The following is a 19,284-nucleotide window of genomic DNA, read 5'->3' on the forward strand; positions in this document are numbered from 1 at the left end:
CCCCTCTCCCTCCCCCCCCCCCGCGCCGCCCCCACCCCCGGCCCCCGCGCCCACTCCGCCCGTTGGGGCGCTCGGCGACGGCGTATGCGCTCGAGCTGATGGCCCGCCCCGCGGGCGCGCCGGAACGCACGCGTGCCCGGGGATCCCCGCATCCCCCCGCCGAGCGCATATCCGGTGCGCGAGCGCATACCGTCCGGGATATGCGCTCGGCGACCGGGTATGCGCTCGGCGGCAGGGCACAGCACACACCCGCACCCGCACCGCCCCGCGGCACCACCGCCCCGCACCGCCCCGCGCCGGGGGTCAGTGGGGGTGGCGGCCCAGGCGGGCGGCGACCTTGGGCAGGTCCTCGTGGATGCGGATGGTCGCCTCGGCGGCCAGCGGATTCGTCGAGACGCCGTCGACGCTCACCACGCGCCCGCCGACGTACACGCGGCGCAGGTTCCGCGGCGTCATCGACAGCACGTACGAGCGCACCGGGTGCCAGAGCGGTCCCACATCCGGGCGCCGCGGGTCGACGACCACGAAGTCGGCGAACTTGCCGACCTCGAGGCTCCCGACCCGGTCGTCGACGCCCAGGATCTCGGCGGATCCGAGGGTGTGCAGGCGCAGCACGCGCTCGGGCATCATCGACAGCGGGTCCTTGGTGCGGGCGCGCTGCGAGAAGATCCCGGTGCGCATGTTCTGCCACGGGTCCGACACATCCGTGCAGGCCTGGTCGTCCAGGCCCATGCCGACCTTCATGCCGAGCGCGAGCATCTCGGGCACCAGCGCCGTGCCCGACGCGAGGCGTCCGTTGGATGCGGGCTGCCACGACATCGACGCACCGCCCGCGGCCGTCTGCTCGATGATCTCGGGGGTCGTCTGGATGAAGTGCCCGAACATCATGCCGGGACCGAGCGCCCCCGCATCCCGGTACATCGAGAACTTGGACTGCTGCAGCGGCACGGCCTCCGGCGACTCCAGGAAGTGCGCCTGGTTGGTGACGCCGAACCGGCGCATGGCCTCGACCTCGATCTCCGCGGCATCCGGGCGGGGCGACCACTGCACCTGGCCCATGATCGACGCGCCGAGCGCGTAGTCGGCGTCCATCGCGCGGGTGTGCGCGACGGCGGCGCCGAAGCGGTCGAGGATCTCGTCGTCGCCCCCGACGGTGGCGTCCATGCCGATCGCGTCGACGAAGCGGATGCCGGCGTCGAGGCAGCCGTCCGCCTGGCGCGTGTGGTAGTCGAGCCCGCGCATGGCGGCCGTTCCCAGCCGCTTGCCGTCGACCATGGATTCCCACGCCTGCTGGGGATCGGTGAAGTTGTAGGCGCTCGTGACGCCGTTCGAGAGGAAGTCGAGCGCACCGTGCAGCGTCGACCAGTAGACGTCCTCGGGGTGGGCGGCCGAGGTCATGCCCAGCATCGAGTCGCACCATCCGTAGAGGGTGTCGGCGACGCCGAGCCCGCGCAATCCGCTCGTGAACAGGTGCGAGTGACTCGAGACGAAGCCGGGGGCGACGAAGGCGCCGTCGACGTCGAGCACCTCGTCGGCGGATGCTGTCGGCTCCCCCTCGCCGATCGCCGCGATGCGTCCGTCCTCGACGAGCATCCAGCCCCGGTCGATGTACCCCGGGTCCTCCGTCCCGGCGGGGACGGTGATGAGGCGGGCGTTCGTGACGAGCAGTGACATGGGACTCCTGAGGGGCAGATGGGGGCCGGTGACGCGCACCGGGCAGGACGCACGCTATCCGCGTCATGTTTCGCCGGCGTCACGCGGCCCCCGGGTGGCTCAGTCGAGCAGGTCGGGGTTCTCCTCGTAGACCTCGGCCAGCAGCGACAGGTCGAACAGGTCGTCGACCGAGAGCTCGATGCCCGCGCCCGCGAGGCTCGCGATGGTCTCCTCCTGCAGGGACGACGAGACGGTGAACAGGCCGTTGGCGTCGGTCTCGTCGGTGACGATCAGCGCGTTGGTCGCGAGCATGCCGGCCAGCGTCTTCTCGGGGTCGAGGTCGAGGTCGGTGCCGTAGACCTCGAGTGCGAGACGCGCGCCCTCGTCGGGGTCGGCGAGCGCATCCTTCCAGCCGCGGATCTCGGCGACGAGGAACGCCTTCAGTGCGTCGCGCCGGGTCTCGAGCGTCTCCTCGGTGACCGTGAAGGTCTCGGCGACGAACGGCAGGCCGTTGTCGGCGAAGGGCAGGTTGGATGTGGCGAGCCCCGCCATCTCCACAGAGATCGCCTCGTTCGTGAGGTACGCCATGAAGCCGTCGACCTCGCCGTTCATGACCGGGGCCGGGTCGTACTGCACGGGCACGATCTCGAGGTCGGTGGCGGCGATGTCGTTCGCGGCCAGGAACGCGTCGAACAGCGCACGGTTGGAGTCCTGCACGCCGATCCGCTTGCCGACGAGGTCGTCCGGGGTCAGGATGTCGCCGCCGTCGGCGAGCGAGAGGATCGTGAAGGGGTTCTTCTGCAGGGTCGCGCCGATGATCTTCAGCGGCGCGCCTTCGCCGGCCACCGCGGCTCCCGCCGACACGGCGTCGTTGATGGCGACGTCGACCGTGCCGCTCACGAGCTCCGCCGCGCCGGTCGAGGGGCCGGGGACGAGGGTGACCGTGCCCAGGCCCGCCTCGGTGTAGTAGCCCTTCGAGTCGGCGAAGTACTCGCCGGCGAACTCCTCGTTCTTGATCCAGCTCAGCTGGACGGCGAGGTCTCCGAGGCCGTCCTCGGCGCTGTCGGATGCCGCGGGCTCGGCGCTGCCGCCGGCGCAGGCGCTCAGCGCCAGGGCCGACAGGGCGAGACCTGCGAGGGCGACCGCGAGGCGGCCGGTGGGCTTTCGTGTGACGGACATGGCGGGTCTCCCTTGATCGGATGCCGCGGGCACGCGTCGCGCGTGCCGCGGTCGAGCGGTGGTGCGGGTGGAACGAGCGGTGGTGCGGGTGGAACGGATGGGGGCCGCGGTCAGGCGGGTGCCGCGGCGTGGGCGACGCCGGGGTGATCGGACGGCAGGCGGGCGCTGTCGGCGCCGGTGAGCATCTCGCGCAGCGTGCCGCGACGGGGCTCGGGCGGCAGCATCCCGCGCTCACGCAGCAGCGGCATGACCTGCTCGATGACGTCCCGGTAGGACTCCGTGCCGCCGAAGGTGAACTCGACGAGGAGGCCGTCGATGTCGGTCGCGGCGACGATCTCCTCGATCTGGTCGGCGACCTGCGCGGCGGTGCCGGTGACCTTGAAGCCGCCCATGGTCTCGCGGAGTCCGTCGAGCACGCGGCCGACGGTCAGGGTGGGGTCCTTGTACTGGTTGAGCAGGCTCTGCCCCACCTCGGTGCGGATCTCCTCCAGCGTGGTCTCCGGGTCGTACCGGGTGAGGTCGACACCCGACCAGCCCATGAAGAGGGCGGCCATGGCGGCGCGGCTGGGGGCGTCGGTGAGCTCCCGGCGCAGCCGGAGCGCCTCCTCCTCGGTGTCGCCGACGATGATCGACATGCCGTTGACGATCTTGACGGCGTCGGGGCGGCGCCCGTGACCGACGGCGCGCGCCCGCAGATCGGCGACGAGCGCCGCGGCCTTCTCGACGCTGCGCTCCTGCGTGAAGATGCACTCGGCGAAGGTCGAGGCGAAGTCGCGGCCGGCCGGCGACGCCCCGGCCTGGAAGAGCGTGGGCGTGCGCTGCGGTGACGGCGAGATGGGGAAGTACCCGTCGAGGTCGAAGTGCTCGCCGTGATGCGAGAGCCAGTGCACCGCGGCCGGGTCGGTGAACACCCCGCTCTGCTTGTCCATCGGCTGGGCGTCGTCGTCCCATCCCTGCTCCCACAGCGTCAGGCACAGCGACACGAACTCGTGCGCGCGGGCGTAGCGCTGATCGTGCGGGGTGACGGCGGTGTCGCCGAGGAGGCGCACCAGGGCCTGCTGCATGTCGGAGGTGACGATGTTCCATCCCACGCGCCCACCGGTGAGGTGGTCGAGCGTCGCGTACTTCCGCGCCAGCAGGTAGGGCTGCTCCGCCGTCGTGGACGAGGTCACGACGAAGCCCAGTCGATCCACCGTCGCGGCCAGGCCGCTGATCGCGAGCGGGGCGTCGTGCACCGGGAACTGCACGGCTTCGCGCACGACGACCTCGGGCACCGTGCCGTCGGGTGACATCGGGTAGGCCAGCGCCTCGGCGAAGAAGAGGAAGTCGAACCCGCCGGCGTCGAGCTGCTGCGCGAGCTCCCGCCAGGCGGCGAAGCCCGCGTAGCCCTCGGGATGCGCCTTCGGATGCCGCCACGAGTTCGCGAGGAAGGTCGGTGCCATCACCTCGAACGCTCCCAGAATCAGCTGCTTGGTCATGCCTGCGCCTTCCGGCCGGCCGCGAGGTCGGCGATCATCGTGCGTGCCCGGCGTTCCAGGGCCCGTGTGTCGGTCGCGTCGAGCCACGTGGCCTCGACGCCGTTCATCGTCAGAGCGGCGAGCTCATCCAGCCCGTATCCCAGGGCGACCGCCAGCGCACGGAAGTCGTGGGTGGGGTCGGTGCCGAACATGGGCGGGTCGTCCGAGTCGATCGTCACGAGCAGGCCGGCGTCGACCATCTGCTTGATGCGCAGATGCGTGCCGTCGCCGCTGCCGGAGTACCGACCGATGTCGGAGCTCACCGGCGTGCAGGTGAAGGGGATCCGCTCCTCGACGCACCGCCGCGTCATCTCGGGGTCGTCGACGACGTGATAGCCGTGGTCGACGCGCGAGCAGCCGAGCAGGTCGAGCAGAGTCTCGATGTGGTGCGGCGGACCGGACTCCGAGTGCGCGGTGCGCTCGAGCCCGCCTTCGCCCGCGCGGCGGAAGGCCTTCCAGAACTTCTCGGGCGGCCCGACGGCTTCGGAGTAGTCCAGTCCGATTCCCAGCACCTCGTCGATGCGATGCTCGATGACCGTGTCGACGAGCTCGAGCGCCGCCGCCGCCGACCCGTTGCGGTTGAGCCCCACGATCATGCGGCTCTGGATGCCGGTGTCGGTCTCGGCATCCCGCATGCCGGCGAGCACGCCGTCGATGATCGTCCGGTAGGGGACGCCGGGGTGGCCCGGCGGGCTCAGGAAGATCTCGCGGTAGAGCACGTTGTGCGCGGCGCCGCCGTCGGTGAGCGACTCGTAGGTCACCCGGTGGAAGTCGTCGGCGTCGCGGATGACGGAGCCCGCGACATCCAGCACCCGCAGGAACTCGTCGAGGTCCTCGTAGCTGGCGTGGTCGAAGAGGTTGTCGGCCGTGCGTCCGCCGTCGAGGTCGACGCCGTGCTTGCGCGCCAGGTCGACGATCGTCGTCGCCTGCACCGACCCGATGAGGTGGCAGTGGAGGCTCACTTTCGGCAGCCCCGCGACGATGCGTTCGATCTCCGGGTCGGCGGCCGTGGGTGCGAGCGTCATCTGTCGGTCCTTACACTGGAACAAGAGCATCGATTGCTCTCAGCATTCAGATAACCCCTTATCGATGACGAGAGCATTCGGGAAAGATGTCAGGAGCGTAAATTGGCCGACGTATCGCTCGAGTCGGAACTCGGTCCGGTCGTGGGAGCCGAGATCAGGCGCCTCCGCGAGGCCGCGGGGCTCAGCACCCGCGAGCTCGCCGCCGCCGCCGAGATGAGCCAGCCGTTCCTCAGCCAGATCGAACGCGGCGTCAGCACCCCGTCGATGGCCTCGGTCTATCGCCTCGCCCGCGCCCTCGGGGTGCGACCGGGCGACCTCCTCCCCTCCGTCCGCGCCGACGAGGTGACGGTCGTGCGCGCGGGCGAAGGCCGCCGCATCCCCGTGGCGGACCACCCCGCCGCGGCCGTCGGGCGGGCGCTGCTGCTGCGCGACGTCTCGGCGCTCGAGATCGTCGAGTACGTGGTCGGTGCCGACGAGTACATCGCGGAGTGGTTCGACTCCCCCGGCGAGTGCGCGCTGTACCTGGTCTCGGGCGCGCTCGAGGTCGACATCCTGGGAGCGGGCACCTATCGCCTGGCGGCCGGCGACTTCATGCACTTCCCCGCCGGCACCCGCGATCGGTGGCGGCACGTCGGCACCGAGCCCGCCAAGATCCTGTTCACCGCGAGCGTCGCCGCCACCCGCTGACCGGGCTCAGCGGGCGCGGTGATCGGCGCCGAGCTGCAGCACGGACTCCGCGAGCGCCCGGATGCCGAGGGCCACGTCCGCGGCCGACACCGCCTCGTCGGGGTGGTGGCTCACACCGTCGGGGTTGCGCAGGAACAGCATCCCGACGTCGGTGATGGCCCCGATCGACATCGCGTCGTGGCCGGCGCGGCTGAAGATCACGGCGGGGTCGTCGGCGCCGATGGTCCCGGTCGAGGCGATGCCTTCGCGCACCACGTCCTGCAGGAGCGGGGCGCACATCACCGCCGCGGCGCTGTGCACCTCGCGCGAGCGCCACCGCAGCCCCCGGCGACCCATGATCGCGTCGAGTTCACGCGACAGGTCGTCCCAGACGGCGTCGCGTGTGCCGTCGAACTCGCCCCGCAGATCGAGCGAGAAATGCGCCTCGCCGGGCACGATGTTGACCGCGCCGGGGAAGGCCTCGAGCTGACCCACCGTGCCGATGATGTGGTGCTCGGCCCGGCAGAGGCGTTCGACGGCGAGCGCCGCCTCGCTGGCGCCGAGCAGTGCGTCGCGGCGCATGTCGTACGGGGTGCCGCCGGCGTGCCGGGCCTCTCCCTCGACGACGATCTGGAACCGCCGCGCCGACGCGATGGATGAGACCACGGCGAGCGCTTCGCCGCGGCGGTCGAGCTCGGGGCCCTGCTCGATGTGTGCCTCGAGGTACCCGACGAGCTGCTCGGGACGCCGCGCGGCCTCGCCGATGCGGCCCGGGTCGAGCCCGAACTCGAGGAACGCCTGCCGCAGGCTCGTGCCGTCGGCATCCGTCAGCGCCCACCAGTCGTCGTTCCAGAGCCCGGCCACCGCCGAGGATCCGAGCAGGGCCTTGCCGAAGCGGGTGCCCTCCTCATCCGAGAAGGCGACGACCTCGAGGCCGAACGGCAGGGAGACGCCGAAGCGGCCGTCGCCGAGGGGGGTGCGCAGCAGGCGCGCGACCTCGAGGCCCATGAGCACCCCGACGATGCCGTCGAACCGGCCGGCGTCGGGCACCGTGTCGAGGTGGGATCCGATGAGCAGCACGGGGGCGTCGGGATCGGGCGCGCCCGCCACGACGCGGTCGAGCCGGCCGAGCTGGTTGCCGGCGACGTCCTGGCGCGTGCGCATGCCGACCTCCCGCATCCATTCGGCGGCGAGCCGGTTGACGCGGGCGTGCTCGGTCGACAGGTAGACGCGTTCGATCGTGCCGGGCACGGCCGTGACGCGGGCGAGCTCCTCGCACCGCGCCATGACGCGCCGCGCGGCAGCGGCGAAGAGGTCGGGCGACGCCTGGGCCAGCGTCGTCATCGGCCTCGACCCGCGAAGACGTCGGCCGCGGCCTCTACGCCGCCGCCCACCGGGACGGAGGCCCCGAAGCGCCGCAGGATCGCCTCGAGGGCGGCGAGGGTGGTGAGCACGGTGTCCTTGCGGGCGTTGTAGCCCATGGTCCCGATGCGCCAGACCCGGCCGTGCAGCGGGCCGAACGAGGTGCCGATCTCGATGCCGAAGTCGTCGAGCAGCGCGGTGCGCGCGGCATCCCCCGGCACGCCCTCGGGGATCTCGACCGCCACGACGTTGGCCATCTTGTGCGCCACGTCGCCGAACACGGTGAGCCCGAGCGCCTCGACGCCCGCGAGCATCGCGGCACCGGCGACGCGGTGACGCTCGATCACGGCGTCGCGACCCTCGAGCAGCAGGACCCGTGCGCACTCGCGCGCGGCGTAGAGCATGGACGTGGCCTCGGTGTGGTGGTTGAGGCGGCGCGGGCCCCAGTAGTCGAGGATCATGCCCAGGTCGAAGTAGTTCGAGCGCACGAAGTCGGCGGCGTCGGGGTCGCCCTCCTCGCGGATGCCGGCCTCGACCCGCCCGCGGGAGCGCACCACCTCGACCGCCCGCTCGCTGAGCGTGATGGGCGCCGAGCCGCTCGGCCCGCCGAGGCACTTCTGCAGCCCCGCCGTCGCCGCATCCAGCCCCCACGCGTCGGCCTCGAAGGCGTTGCCGCCGAGGGATGCGGTGGCGTCGGAGTAGAACAGCACACCGTGGCGGGCGCAGATCGCGCCGATCTCGTCGAGCGGCTGGTTCATCGTGGTCGACGTGTCGCCCTGCACGAGGGCCAGCAGCGTCGGTCGCACGCGGACGATGGCCTCCTCGATCGCCGAGGGGGTGAACACCTGGCCCCACGCCGTCTCGATCGTGTGCACCTCGGCGAGCGCCCGCTCGGCGATCTCGGCCAGCAGGTGCCCGAAGCGCCCGAACACCGGCACGAGCACGCGGTCACCGGGGCGGATGAGCGAGACGAGGGCGGCCTCGATGCCCGCACGGGAGGTGCCGTCGATCAGCAGCGTCGCCTCGTTCGAGGTCGACCACACCTGCCGGTACAGCTCCTGCGTCTCGGCCATCGCGGAGGTCATGAACGGGTCGTACTGACCGATGAGCGGCGCCGACATCGCCCGCAGCACCGACGGGTACGCCGAGATGGGCCCCGGGCCCATCAGCAGGCGCGCGGGCGGGTCGATCGGTGCGGGGAACGAGGTCATGATGCGGTCTTCCTGGTCGGGCACGGGGTCGAGGTCGGCGTTGCGGTCGGCGTCGTCGCTGCGGTCGAATGCAAGGGTTGCCGCCGAGTGCACGGGATACCGACGCGGGCATGCCGTGCACTCGGCGCGAAGCCGTGCACTCGGCGACCCAGCGCGGGACGCGCGGGCGAGGGCGGGGCGGGGGTCACGGGGTTCCCAGCAGGCGGGCGAGGCGGCGCCCGAGGCGCACGAGGGCGATGTCGGTGCCGGCGCGCGAGACCAGGCAGACCCCGACGGGGGCGGGGCCGAGCAGCGAGGGCACGCTCAGGAGCGGCACCGAGAGCGCCGGCACACCGCCGACCGCCGCGGGCGTGGTCATCTGCAGGGTCGCCAGGCGTACGGCATCCACCCGGGCGCCGTCGGAGGTGCGGATGGGGGCCGGCCCCGGCACGGTGGGCAGGATCAGCACGGCATCCTGCACCGTGTCGCGGATGCGGGTGCGGAGGCCCTCGATGACGTCGCGGGCGGCACGCTCATCGGCCGCGGTGACCTGGCTGGCGAGGCGGAATCGCTCGGCCACCGCCGCGCCGGTCGCGCCGGGGTGCGCGCGCAGCCACTCCTGGTTGTTGCGCCACGCCTCGGCGCCCTGGACGACGCGGAACGGCTCCTGATACTCGCTCAGCGCCCCGATCGACACGCGCCGCAGGGCGGGCGGATCGTCGGATGCCGCCAGCCGGGCCACCAGGGCGTCGAACGCCGCGCGGGTGTCGGGCTCGACGGCATCCAGGATCTCGTCGGGCACGACGAAGCGCCACGGCAGCCCGCCCGACGACTCGCCGTAGACGCTCTCGGTCGAGGCGGATCCGTCGTAGCTGAGGGCCCAGTCGGCGACGCGCTGCAGGGTGTCGCCGTCGCGCGTGAGCCATCCGACGGTGTCGAAGGTCTGCGCGAGCGGCAGCATGCCCTGTCGCGGCACCAGATCGTGCGTCGTGCGCAGCCCCCAGAGCCCCTGGTAGGACGCGGGCACCCGCACCGATCCGGCGGTGTCGGTGGCGAGGGCGACCTCGGCCTGCCCCGTGGCCACGGCCGAGGCGGGACCGCTCGACGACCCGCCGGGCAGGGCGCCCGGCAGCGCGCCGTTGGGCGGGGTGCCGTAGTGCGGGTTGTCGCCGGCGATCGAGTACGCGAACTCGTCGGTGCGGGCGATGCCGCGCAGCGACGCCCCGCCGCGCAACAGGTCGGTGACGGCGGCCGCGGTCGTCGACTCCGCCCGCGCCGAGACGAGGTAGGCGGGATTGCCGGCACCGATGCGGTACCCCTTGATCGCGAACAGGTCCTTGACCGCCACATGGAGCCCTTCGAGCGGCCCCTCCCAGGCGCCCTGCAGCAGCGGGTCGCCGACGGTGCGCCAGACCGAGCGGTCCAGCGCCTGGGCACGCGGGCTCACGTGCGCGGCCGCGATCACCCAGCGTCCGTCCACGCGCTGCCAGAGCTGCGTCTGCAGCCCCGTGCCGCCGCCCGCGTAGCGCGAGACCGACACGAGCAGCGCCAGGTCGTCGCCGAAGGGGCGGTACTCGATGCGCTCGATCTCGCGCGGCGGAACCCCGCCCCGCACCCCGCGGAACGCGCTGATGGCGTCATGACCGACGAGCAGACCCGCCGCATCCCCGCGGATGGTCTCCGGGCCGGGCGCGAACATCTCGTCGAGCACGGGCAGGTCGTTGTCGAGGATCGCCCGCTCGTAGCGGTCGAAGGCGTCGAAGAGGTCGGCGGGGATGTCGACGGCGGTCATGCCCGGCCCTCCGCATCCGCGACGGCGGCGTCCGTGCGCTTCATGTCCCACCTTTCGCCGGGCATGTCCCACTTTTCCTCGCCTGAGGGCTCGCCGGGCGAGGAAAAGTGGGACATGGATGCGGCGCCGGCACCGGGGGCAGCACCGGAGGTGGCGGCACCGGGGCCGGCACCGCCATCCGCGACGGCGGCGAAGTCGGACTCGCGGATGCGGGCGTGCACACCGCAGACGATGTCGACGACCTGCGAGATGTCGAAGTCGGTGGCGGCCGAGAGGTAGGCGTAGGCCAGGTGCTCGGCCATGCCGTAGCGGGCCTGGAGCAGCGCGAGGGCGGCGCGCACGCAGCGGCGCATGGCCTCGCCCAGGTCGGGGTCGAGCCCGGTCGGCACGAGGTACTCGTCGGTGCGCACCAGGGGCCCGGCCACCTCGCCGAAGGCGGCGAGCGCGTCGGCGCGGGCGACGACCTCGAAGCGCAGCGTGGCGCGCAGCGACGCCTCGAGCGCGGTCAGCGCGACCTCGCCGTCGCCCTGCGCGAAGTGCGGGTCGCCGATGTAGGCGAGGGCGCCGGCGACCTGCACCGGCAGGTAGAGCACCGTGCCCTCGACGAGCAGGTTGATGTCGATGTTGCCGCCGTGGGCCCCGGGCGGGACGGAGTGCGGGCGGTCGGTGCCGGCCACCGCGACGCCCATCGTGCCGAGGAACGGCGCGAGCGGGAACTCGACGAGAGCCGGTCCGCCCTCGACGACCGGCAGGACGCCGACCAGGCCCGTCTCCCGCTCCTCGACGGGCGCGAAGACGCTGACGTTGTGCGCGCCGCGGGGCAGCTCGCCGGCGAGCGCGCCCTTGCCGTGGCGGTTCGAAATCACGCCGTACGGCACGCGCGGCACGAGGCGCTCGACCGTGATCTTGAGCAGATCGCCGGGCTCGGCGCCCTCGACGAAGATCGGCCCTGTCACCACGTGGGGGCCGTCTGCCATCACGTCACGGGCGAGGGATGCGGCGATCTCCACCGCGTCGTCGAGCACCTGCTCGCGCGGCACGCCGTGGCCGCCGAAGTACGCGGCGGGGTCTTTGCCCTGGTCCTCGAGGATGCCCTCGTGGCTCACCGTGTCGATCGTGACCGTGGCACCCGCGGCGATCGTGAGCACCGGCGCATCGCTCTCGCAGGGCAGTCGCCCCCAGAGCACCGTCCCCGGCCGCGCCTGCAGGTAGTGCTCGCCCACGATCTCCCCCGATCCGGGCTGCAGGATCGTCATGCTCATGCGCGCTCCTCGCGGGGTGCCTCGTCGCCGGCGGCGATCAGCTCACGGCCGGATCGCGCCAGGATCCCCTCGCCGCGACGGTACACCGCCGCGCCCGCGAGGTAGGTCTGCTCCACCACGCCCGTGAGCGTCGCCCCGTGCCACGGCGACAGCGGGTTGCGGTACTCGAGCGCCGCGGCATCCACGGTCCAGGTGGCGTCGGGGCGGAAGACGGCGAGGTGGGCGGGCTCGCCGACCGTGATCGTGCCGCGCACGCCGAGACCGCCGATGCGCGCGGGGCCGGTGGTCATCAGCGGCAGGATCTGCTCCAGCCGGATGCCGCGGGCCCGCGCCTCGGTGTGCACCGCGGCGAGCCCGGTCTGGAGTCCCGAGATGCCGCCCCACGCGAGCCCGAAATCGGGCTCGCCCTTCAGCTCCGGGGTGGCGGGCGAGTGGTCGCTGACGATGGCGTCGACCGTGCCGTCGACCACTCCCTGCCAGAGCAGGTCCTGGTTCGCGCGGTCGCGGATCGGCGGGCAGCACTTGAAGGCCGCCGCGCCGTCGGGCACGGTCTCGGCATCCAGGGTGAGGTAGTGGGGGCAGGTCTCGATCGTGAGGCGCACGCCCTCGGCCTTCGCGGCGCGGACGTCGTCGAGCGCCTCGCCGTCCGACACGTGCACGATGTGCGCGCGGGCGCCGGTGCGACGCGCGGCGTCGATGACCCGGCGGATGGCGTCGCGCTCGCTCACCGGCGGCCGTGACGCCAGGAAGTCGCGGTAGTGCACCCCGAGCGCGCCGTCGGCGTGCAGGTGCGCCGGGTCCTCGGCGTGCACGATGAGCAGTCCGTCGAAGGTCGCGAGCTCGGTGAGCGCGGCGAGGAGCTGGTCGGGGTCGAGGTGGCCGAACTCGTCGATGCCCGAGGGGGAGAGGAAGCACTTGAAGCCGACGACACCCGCATCCGAGAGCTCGCGCAGCCGGCCGAGGTTCTCGGGCACAGCGCCACCCCAGTAGCCGACGTCGACGGCGAGCTTGCCCTGCGCCGCGGCCCGCTTGGCCGCGAGGGCCTCCGGCGTCGTCGTGACGGGAACGCTGTTGAGCGGCATGTCGAGGAGGGTCGTGACACCGCCGGCGGCCGCCGCCGCGGTGCCCGTGGCGAAGCCCTCCCACTCGGTGCGGCCCGGTTCGTCGAGGTGCACGTGCGAGTCGACGAGCCCCGGAAGCAGCACCGCGTCATCGGGGAGCAGGATGTCGGCATCCGGGTCGATGTCGGTGATCGCGGCGACGAGGCCGTCGACGATGTGCACCGTCGCGGGCACGAACGTGCCGCCCCGGAACACGCGGCGTGCCGCGATCGACGCGGGTGCGGAGTGGGTCATGCCCGTCACGCTAAGCGGCGCAGATTTCGCCGATGTAACCGACACCAACATTCTCCGGCGCCGTCACGGCATGGCCGGCGCGGCGTCCGCCACGGTCAACCAGGTCGCGACGGCGACCTCCGCGGTGTCGTTGAGCACGCGATGCGGCAGGGTGGCGCGGAACGAGATGGTGGCACCGGCCGCGAGTCGGATGGCTCCCTCCGCGAACTCGAAGGTGAGCTCACCGCGCTCGACCCGCCCGCTCTCGAGGCCGCGGTGCACGAGCATAGCCCCGTCGAGACTCGACGAGGTGCCGGGCGGGTAGGTCGACTCGAACCAGTCGACGCCCGGCAGCCGCAGCGGTGACAGGCGCCGGTAGGTGATCCCCTCGGCGAGGTGCGCCCCTTCGGAGGTCGCGGCATCCGCCACGAAGACGCCCGCGACGGGTTCGGTGACGCCGGCCGGCAGCTCGTCCATCGCGGGCGAGAAGTACGCGACGTCGTCGAGCACGGCCGACAGCGGCACGTCGAGCACGCCGACGAGCTCGACGAGCCGCTTGACCGACGGCTGCATCGCGCCGGTCTCGATCTGCGAGAGGGCACTCGATGAGATGCCCAGGTGCGCCGCGACGGCACCCAGCGATCGCCCGCCGGCGAGCCTCAGCCGACGCAGCCGGTCGCCGATCTGGACGGACAACGAACCATCGGGCACGGGCATCCCCCTTCGGACGAGCACAGCGTAGTCGAACCGCACGACGGCGTTAAGCGATCACTTAACAGGTCCGTTACACGCCCTTCACGGGACGCGGCGGCGGCCTGGCTTGAATGGGCGTGTCCCGCATCACAGCCGCACCCGACGCGATCGAAACCAGGAGTGACCCATGTCCCTGCGCCACCGCCTCACCACCGCCGCCGCGCTCACCGCCGTCGCCGCCCTCGGGCTCACCGCGTGCAGCGGCGCGACCGATGCCGAGGCGGGAGGGTCCGAGGAGACCGTCACCGTCACGATCGGCACGCTGCGCGGCCAGCCGCACTTCTACCAGCCCTTCCTCTACAACGAGCACGCCGTGGAGGGCGTGGAGTTCGAGGTCGTCACGCTCGACACGACCCCCGCGCTCTCGGATGCACTGGCCTCCGGCTCGATCGACTTCGCGATCTCGGGCGTCACGCCCACGATCTCCTCGATCTCGCAGGGCCGCGACCTGCGCATCGTCGCGAGCGCGGCCGACGGCGGTTCAGGCTTCATCGGCAACGGCGAGACCTCGCTCGACGAACTCGTCGGCGACCGCATCGGCATCGTGCAGGGCTCGGCACAGGAGGTCGCGCTGCGTCTGCTCATCGACGACGCGGGCCTGGAGCCCGAGGACTTCGACCTGGCCGTCATCCCGGTTCCCGAGATGGCCTCCGCGTTCCAGGCGGGCGACATCGACGCGTTCATGGGCGTCGAGATCGGCGTCTCGATCGCCAAGAACGCCGGCGGCACCGAGGTCGTCGACCCCTACTCGACCGACATCGGCCGGGTGAACATCGGCCTCATCACGACGAACGAGCTCATCGAGTCCGACCCGGAGCTGGTGCAGAAGGTCGTCGACACCCACGCCGCGACCACCGCCTACATGTCGGAGAACATCCAGGAGTGGCTGCCCGAGATGGTCGGCGAGTTCGGCGGCGACGAGGCGGTCTTTACCTCGGCGCTCGAGAACTTCTGGCTGCGCTCCGACCTCTCGGACGAGTACATCGCCCAGCTCGAGGCGCTCGCCTCGGCCATGTCGGACATCGGTCTGATCACCACCGTGCCCACGGCCGACGAGATCGTCGACACCGACTTCGCGTCCTGACCCGGGAGGGGTGGCCGCCGCGGCGGGCGCCCCTCTCTCGAGGAGGTCCCCGTGACCGAGACCGTCACCACCGCCCCCGCGCGCCGCAGTCCCGTGCGCCGGGCCGAGCGTCGCGCGGTGCTGCACCGCATCCTGCTGGCGCTCCCCGTTCCGTTGTTGTTCCTGGTCGTCTGGCAGCTGGGGCGAGAGCAGGCGTGGGAGATCCCCGTCATCGGCATCCGGATGGGGTTCCTCCCCGCTCCCGGCGATGTCGTCGCATCGCTCTGGGACTACGCCTTCGGCGGCATCCACGACGATGCCTTCTCGGGCGATCTGTGGCTCAACCTCGGCGCCTCGTCGCTGCGGGTGCTCATCGGCTTCGCCATCGCCACCGCCCTCGCCGTGCCGATGGGCATCCTCATGGGCCGGTACTACACGATGGACGGCCTCTTCGATCCGTTCATCAACCTGTTCCGCCCCATCCCGGCGACCGCCTGGGTGCCGCTGGTGGGGCTTCTGATCGGATGGGGCGACCAGGCCACCATCTTCCTCATCGCCCTGTCGGCGTACTTCCCGATCGTGCTCGGCGCGATCAGCGGGTCGAAAGAGGTGTCGCCGCGGTTGATCGAGGCGGGCCAGATGCTCGGGGCCCGGCGATGGGAGATCCTCGCGCAGGTGGTCGTGCCCGCATCCGCGCCGGCCGTCATCAACGGCATGCGCGTGGGCCTGGGCATCTCGTGGGTCGTGCTGGTGCTGGGTGAGAGCGTCGGGGTGAGCGTCGGTCTCGGCGCGAACATCATCCTGGCCCGCGACGTCGTGCGCACCGACATGGTGGTGGTCGGCATGATCGTCATCGGTCTCGCCGGCTTCCTGTCGGACCGCATCCTGTTGACCGCGTTCCGTCTGCTCACGCGCGGACGTCCGCTGATGAAGAAGTAAGGAGCGGCGATGACCATCGACACCATGGATGCGGCCGTCGACATCGACGACCTCGGCAAGCGGTACGGCCCCGAGGGCGCCGGCGTGCAGGCCGTCACCGACGTCTCGCTGCACATCGCGTCCGGGGAGTTCGTCGCGATCGTGGGCGCCTCGGGATGCGGCAAGAGCACCGTGCTGCGCATCCTCGCCGGGTTCGAGCAGGCCACGAGCGGGTCGCTCACGGTCGGCGGGAAGCCGGTGACCGGCCCCGGCCCCGACCGCGGCGTCGTCTTCCAGGACTACGGGCTCTTCCCGTGGCTGACGGTGCGCGAGAACATCGCGTACGGTCCGCGACGGCGTCGGCTGCCGAAGGCGCGGGCGGCGGAGCTGGCCGACACGTTCACCGCCACGGTGGGGCTCAGCCGCTTCGCCGACCGTTACCCCGGCGAGCTCTCGGGCGGGATGCAGCAGCGCGTCGCGATCGCACGGGTGCTGGCGAACGAGCCCAAGGTGCTGCTGATGGACGAGCCGTTCGGTGCGCTGGACGCGCTGACCCGGTCGGACCTGCAGGCCGAGCTCAAACGCATCCACGTGCAGACGCGGACGACGGTCGTGTTCGTCACCCATTCGATCGAGGAGGCGGTCTTCCTCGCCGATCGGGTGGTGGTCATGACCGGGGGCGCCGCGCACGGGGTCGCCGGCCACATCAGCCGTATCGTGGACATCGATCTGCCCGAGGCGCGCGACATCACGAGCGCCGCCTTCAACGAGTACAAGCGGGAGATCTCCGACCTGGTCCACGGTGTGGGCGACCACGTCTGAGGCTCCGGTCCACGAGAGGCACCACATGCAGCTGGACGAGTTCAACGCACTCTCCCCCGCCGACGCCACCCAGGTGGTCTCGGTGTGGGCGGCGGTTCCGGGATGGGTGGACGCGGTCGTCGCCGCGCGCCCCTACACGGGCGTCGACGCCCTGGCCGCGTATGCGGGCGAACTGGCCTCGGTGTGGTCGCGCGCCGATCTGGATGCGGCGCTCGCGCACCATCCGCGCATCGGCGCGACCGTGACCGGTGCGGGCGCGGAGGCGGCCGCGTCGCGCTCCGAGCAGGCGTCGATGGCCGAGGCGGCGGATGACGTCACCGCCGCCATCGCCGCCGGCAACCGCGCATACGAGGAGCGCTTCGGCCGCGTGTTCCTGATCCGCGCGGCCGGCCGCCGCCCCGAGGAGATGCTGTCGGAGCTGCACCGCCGGCTCGACAACGACGAGGCGACCGAGGCGCGTGAGGCGACGGCGCAGCTGGCGGAGATCGCGCTGCTGCGTCTGCGCACCACGATCGATCGCGAGCAGGCGGAGCCGGAGGACGCCGAGTGAGCCACCTGACCACCCACATCCTGGACGCGACGGCGGGCGTCCCCGCCGCGAACGTCGCGGTCACCCTGCACCGGCATGAGGACGGCGGCGCGGTCGCCTCCGTCGCGTCGGGGTTCACCGACGCCGACGGCCGGCTCGCGCTGGGCCCCGATCTGCTCGAGCCCGGCATGTACGCGCTGACGTTCGCGACCGGCGCGTACTTCGCCGATCGCGGCGTCGACACGTTTTACCCGCTCGCGACGGTGACGTTCACGGTCGCCGGCCGGCCGCACTACCACGTGCCGTTGCTGCTCAGCCCGTTCGCGTACTCGACCTACCGCGGCAGCTGAAGCCGCTGGTCGGCGCGGGCCCGCCGGTGGGATGATCGTCCTTCGACACGAGGGGGTTCGACATGACCGGCGACGGCGTGCATCCGGTGCGGGATGCGGCGGTGCTCATCACGGGGGCAGCGCGCGGCATGGGGGCGCTCTACGCGCGGCGCGCTGTCGCGGCCGGCGCACGGGCCGTGGCGCTCTGGGACGTGGATGAGCGCGAAGCCGAGGCGTTGGCGGCCGACCTGTCGCGGTCGGGCGTCGATGTGCGGGCGTACCGGGTCGACGTGTCGTCGCTGGAGGAGATCCGCGGCGGGGTCGCGGCGGTCAGGGCCGATCTGGGCGCACCCGACATCCTGATCAACAACGCGGGCATCGTGCGCGGCGCTCCGTTCTGGGAGCACGACAGCGAGCGCGACATCGAGCGGACCCTGCGGATCAACGCCGTGGCGCCCATGTGGCTCACCCGCGAGGTGCTGCCGGAGATGATGACGGCGACGCGGCCGCAGCGGATCCTCAACATCGCCTCGGCGGCGGGGACGTTGGCGAACCCGAACATGAGCGTCTACGCCGCGTCGAAGTGGGCGCTGATCGGCTGGAGCGAGTCGCTGCGCCTGGAGCTGTCGCGGGCGGGGCATGAGCACGTGCGGGTGACGACGTTCTGCCCGAGCTACGTGTCGACCGGGATGTTCGCCGGGGCGCGCGGCCCGCTCCTCACGCCGATCATGACGCCCGAGCAGGCGACGCGCGCCGCGTGGAACGGAATGGTGCGCGGGACGCCCATGGTGCTGCGGCCCTGGACGGTGAAGCTCGCGATGGCGCTGCGCGGGGTGCTCCCCACGCGCGCCTGGGATGCCGTCGCCGGCGGCGTGTTCCAGGTGCATTCGAGCATGGACGACTTCACCGGACGCCCGGGCGCCTGACGCGCACCACGGCCGCGGGGGCAGGGCGCGGTGCGCGTCGGGCGGGCGGCGCGGCGCGCGGGCGCCCGGCGGGCGTGCGGGCGTCAGCGTCCGTGCGGGCGTCAGCGTCCGTGCGGGCGTCAGCGTCCGTGCGGGCGTCAGCGTCCGTGCGGGTCGGTGTCGTTCAGCGCGGCGACGACCTGGGCGTAATCGCCGCGGGCCTCGCCGTAGCGGAGGAACTTCACTCGCTCCACCTGGATCTCCGGGGCGTCGGGCTCGTCGCGCAGCAACTGCATGACCTCGTCGATGAAGGCGTCCAGCGGCAGGGCGATGCTGCTGTTGCGCTGCCCGGGCAGCAGATCGGTCGCCACCGACGGCGGCTCCAGTTCCTTCACCGCGACGCTCGTGCCGGCCAGCTGCAGCCGCAGCGACTCGCTCAGCATGTGGATCGCGGCCTTCGACGCGTTGTAGCTCGGCGTCGCCGCGAGGGGCGCGAAGGCGAGGCCGGACGACACGGTGATGATCGTGGCCGCCGGCTGCGCGCGCAGGTGCTCGATGAAGGCGGCGATGAGGCGGATCGGACCGAGGACGTTGGTCGTCACGATGTCTTCCGCCGACGCGAGGAACCCCTCGGGCGTCGTCCAGTCCTCGACGCGCATGATGCCGGCCATCGTGATCAGCACGTTGAGCTCGGGGTGACGCCCGAGCACGTCGGCCGCCGCCGCATCGATGGACGATGCGTCCGCCGTGTCGATCGGCACGGTCTCGATGCCCGGGTGCTCGGCCGCGATCTCGTCGAGCAGCGCGCGTCGGCGGCCGCCGACGATGACGGTGTTGCCCGCCGCGTGCAGGCGGACGGCGAGGGCCCGCCCGATCCCGCTCGTCGCGCCGGGGATGAAGATGGTGTTTCCGCTGATGTTCATGCGTCGACTCTGCGCCGACGGGCGGCACCCGGGAAGAGACCGGTGATCGGGGGATCGGCGGT

Annotated in this window: 18 protein-coding genes; 7 read left to right on the forward strand and 11 right to left on the reverse strand. The window is 72.2% G+C overall.

The window, feature by feature from the left end:
- Positions 1-303: 303 nt before the first annotated feature.
- The 4 genes from AB0N73_RS15590 to add form a co-directional block, all read right to left on the reverse strand.
- On the reverse strand, positions 304-1,674 hold the full coding sequence (locus tag AB0N73_RS15590; protein WP_363565133.1) for an amidohydrolase family protein: 1,371 nt from the start codon (positions 1,672-1,674) through the stop codon (positions 304-306).
- A gap of 99 nt (positions 1,675-1,773) precedes the next feature.
- Positions 1,774-2,832, reverse strand: a complete 1,059-nt coding sequence (locus tag AB0N73_RS15595) for an ABC transporter substrate-binding protein (protein ID WP_363565135.1) — start codon at positions 2,830-2,832, stop codon at positions 1,774-1,776.
- A gap of 110 nt (positions 2,833-2,942) precedes the next feature.
- A complete protein-coding gene (locus tag AB0N73_RS15600) occupies positions 2,943-4,310 on the reverse strand; it encodes an NtaA/DmoA family FMN-dependent monooxygenase (protein ID WP_363565137.1) in 1,368 nt (455 codons plus the stop codon).
- Positions 4,307-5,374, reverse strand: coding sequence for an adenosine deaminase (gene add, locus AB0N73_RS15605; RefSeq protein ID WP_363565139.1), 1,068 nt, complete (start codon positions 5,372-5,374; stop codon positions 4,307-4,309). Before add ends, AB0N73_RS15600 begins: the two co-directional genes overlap by 4 nt.
- 102 nt (positions 5,375-5,476) lie before the next feature.
- Here add and AB0N73_RS15610 point away from each other — a divergent pair, with 102 nt between their 5' ends.
- Entirely contained in the window at positions 5,477-6,061 is a 585-nt protein-coding gene (locus AB0N73_RS15610; protein WP_363565141.1) for an XRE family transcriptional regulator, read from the forward strand.
- A gap of 6 nt (positions 6,062-6,067) precedes the next feature.
- Here the strand turns inward: AB0N73_RS15610 and AB0N73_RS15615 are convergent, their stop codons facing one another.
- The 6 genes from AB0N73_RS15615 to AB0N73_RS15640 form a co-directional block, all read right to left on the reverse strand.
- Positions 6,068-7,384 carry a M20 family metallo-hydrolase gene (locus tag AB0N73_RS15615; protein ID WP_363565143.1) on the reverse strand — a complete coding sequence of 439 codons (1,317 nt, stop codon included), beginning with the start codon at positions 7,382-7,384 and terminating at the stop codon, positions 6,068-6,070.
- The gene (locus AB0N73_RS15620) at positions 7,381-8,613 is read right to left on the reverse strand and encodes an alanine--glyoxylate aminotransferase family protein (RefSeq protein WP_363565167.1); all 1,233 of its coding nucleotides are present in this window, start codon (positions 8,611-8,613) and stop codon (positions 7,381-7,383) included. The genes AB0N73_RS15615 and AB0N73_RS15620 overlap by 4 nt, the downstream gene beginning before the upstream one ends.
- A 184-nt stretch (positions 8,614-8,797) precedes the next feature.
- On the reverse strand, positions 8,798-10,384 hold the full coding sequence (locus tag AB0N73_RS15625) for an AtzH-like domain-containing protein (RefSeq protein WP_363565145.1): 1,587 nt from the start codon (positions 10,382-10,384) through the stop codon (positions 8,798-8,800).
- A complete protein-coding gene (locus AB0N73_RS15630) occupies positions 10,381-11,646 on the reverse strand; it encodes an acetamidase/formamidase family protein (RefSeq protein WP_363565147.1) in 1,266 nt (421 codons plus the stop codon). Before AB0N73_RS15630 ends, AB0N73_RS15625 begins: the two co-directional genes overlap by 4 nt.
- Positions 11,643-13,001, reverse strand: a complete 1,359-nt coding sequence (gene allB / locus AB0N73_RS15635; RefSeq protein ID WP_363565149.1) for an allantoinase AllB — start codon at positions 12,999-13,001, stop codon at positions 11,643-11,645. Before allB ends, AB0N73_RS15630 begins: the two co-directional genes overlap by 4 nt.
- 63 nt (positions 13,002-13,064) lie before the next feature.
- Positions 13,065-13,691 (reverse strand): helix-turn-helix domain-containing protein, encoded by a 627-nt coding sequence (locus AB0N73_RS15640; protein WP_363565151.1) that lies wholly within the window; start codon positions 13,689-13,691, stop codon positions 13,065-13,067.
- Positions 13,692-13,860: 169 nt separating this feature from the next.
- Here AB0N73_RS15640 and AB0N73_RS15645 point away from each other — a divergent pair, with 169 nt between their 5' ends.
- From AB0N73_RS15645 to AB0N73_RS15670, 6 genes are all read left to right on the forward strand, one after another.
- Complete coding sequence (locus AB0N73_RS15645; protein ID WP_363565153.1) at positions 13,861-14,817, forward strand: NrtA/SsuA/CpmA family ABC transporter substrate-binding protein; 957 nt, start codon at positions 13,861-13,863, stop codon at positions 14,815-14,817.
- 51 nt (positions 14,818-14,868) lie between these two features.
- Complete coding sequence (locus tag AB0N73_RS15650) at positions 14,869-15,735, forward strand: ABC transporter permease (protein ID WP_363565155.1); 867 nt, start codon at positions 14,869-14,871, stop codon at positions 15,733-15,735.
- 9 nt (positions 15,736-15,744) lie between these two features.
- Complete coding sequence (locus AB0N73_RS15655; protein ID WP_363565157.1) at positions 15,745-16,536, forward strand: ABC transporter ATP-binding protein; 792 nt, start codon at positions 15,745-15,747, stop codon at positions 16,534-16,536.
- Positions 16,537-16,561: 25 nt separating this feature from the next.
- The gene (gene uraD, locus AB0N73_RS15660; RefSeq protein ID WP_363565159.1) at positions 16,562-17,086 is read left to right on the forward strand and encodes a 2-oxo-4-hydroxy-4-carboxy-5-ureidoimidazoline decarboxylase; all 525 of its coding nucleotides are present in this window, start codon (positions 16,562-16,564) and stop codon (positions 17,084-17,086) included.
- Positions 17,083-17,415 carry a hydroxyisourate hydrolase gene (gene uraH / locus AB0N73_RS15665; protein WP_363565161.1) on the forward strand — a complete coding sequence of 111 codons (333 nt, stop codon included), beginning with the start codon at positions 17,083-17,085 and terminating at the stop codon, positions 17,413-17,415. The genes uraD and uraH overlap by 4 nt, the downstream gene beginning before the upstream one ends.
- Before the next feature lie 62 nt (positions 17,416-17,477).
- Positions 17,478-18,320, forward strand: coding sequence for an SDR family NAD(P)-dependent oxidoreductase (locus AB0N73_RS15670; protein WP_363565163.1), 843 nt, complete (start codon positions 17,478-17,480; stop codon positions 18,318-18,320).
- Between the two features lie 137 nt (positions 18,321-18,457).
- Here the strand turns inward: AB0N73_RS15670 and AB0N73_RS15675 are convergent, their stop codons facing one another.
- On the reverse strand, positions 18,458-19,222 hold the full coding sequence (locus AB0N73_RS15675; protein ID WP_363565165.1) for an SDR family NAD(P)-dependent oxidoreductase: 765 nt from the start codon (positions 19,220-19,222) through the stop codon (positions 18,458-18,460).
- Positions 19,223-19,284 lie beyond the last annotated feature (62 nt).

It is taken from the genome of Microbacterium sp. NPDC089189 (assembly GCF_040685095.1).
Lineage (GTDB): Bacteria > Actinomycetota > Actinomycetes > Actinomycetales > Microbacteriaceae > Microbacterium.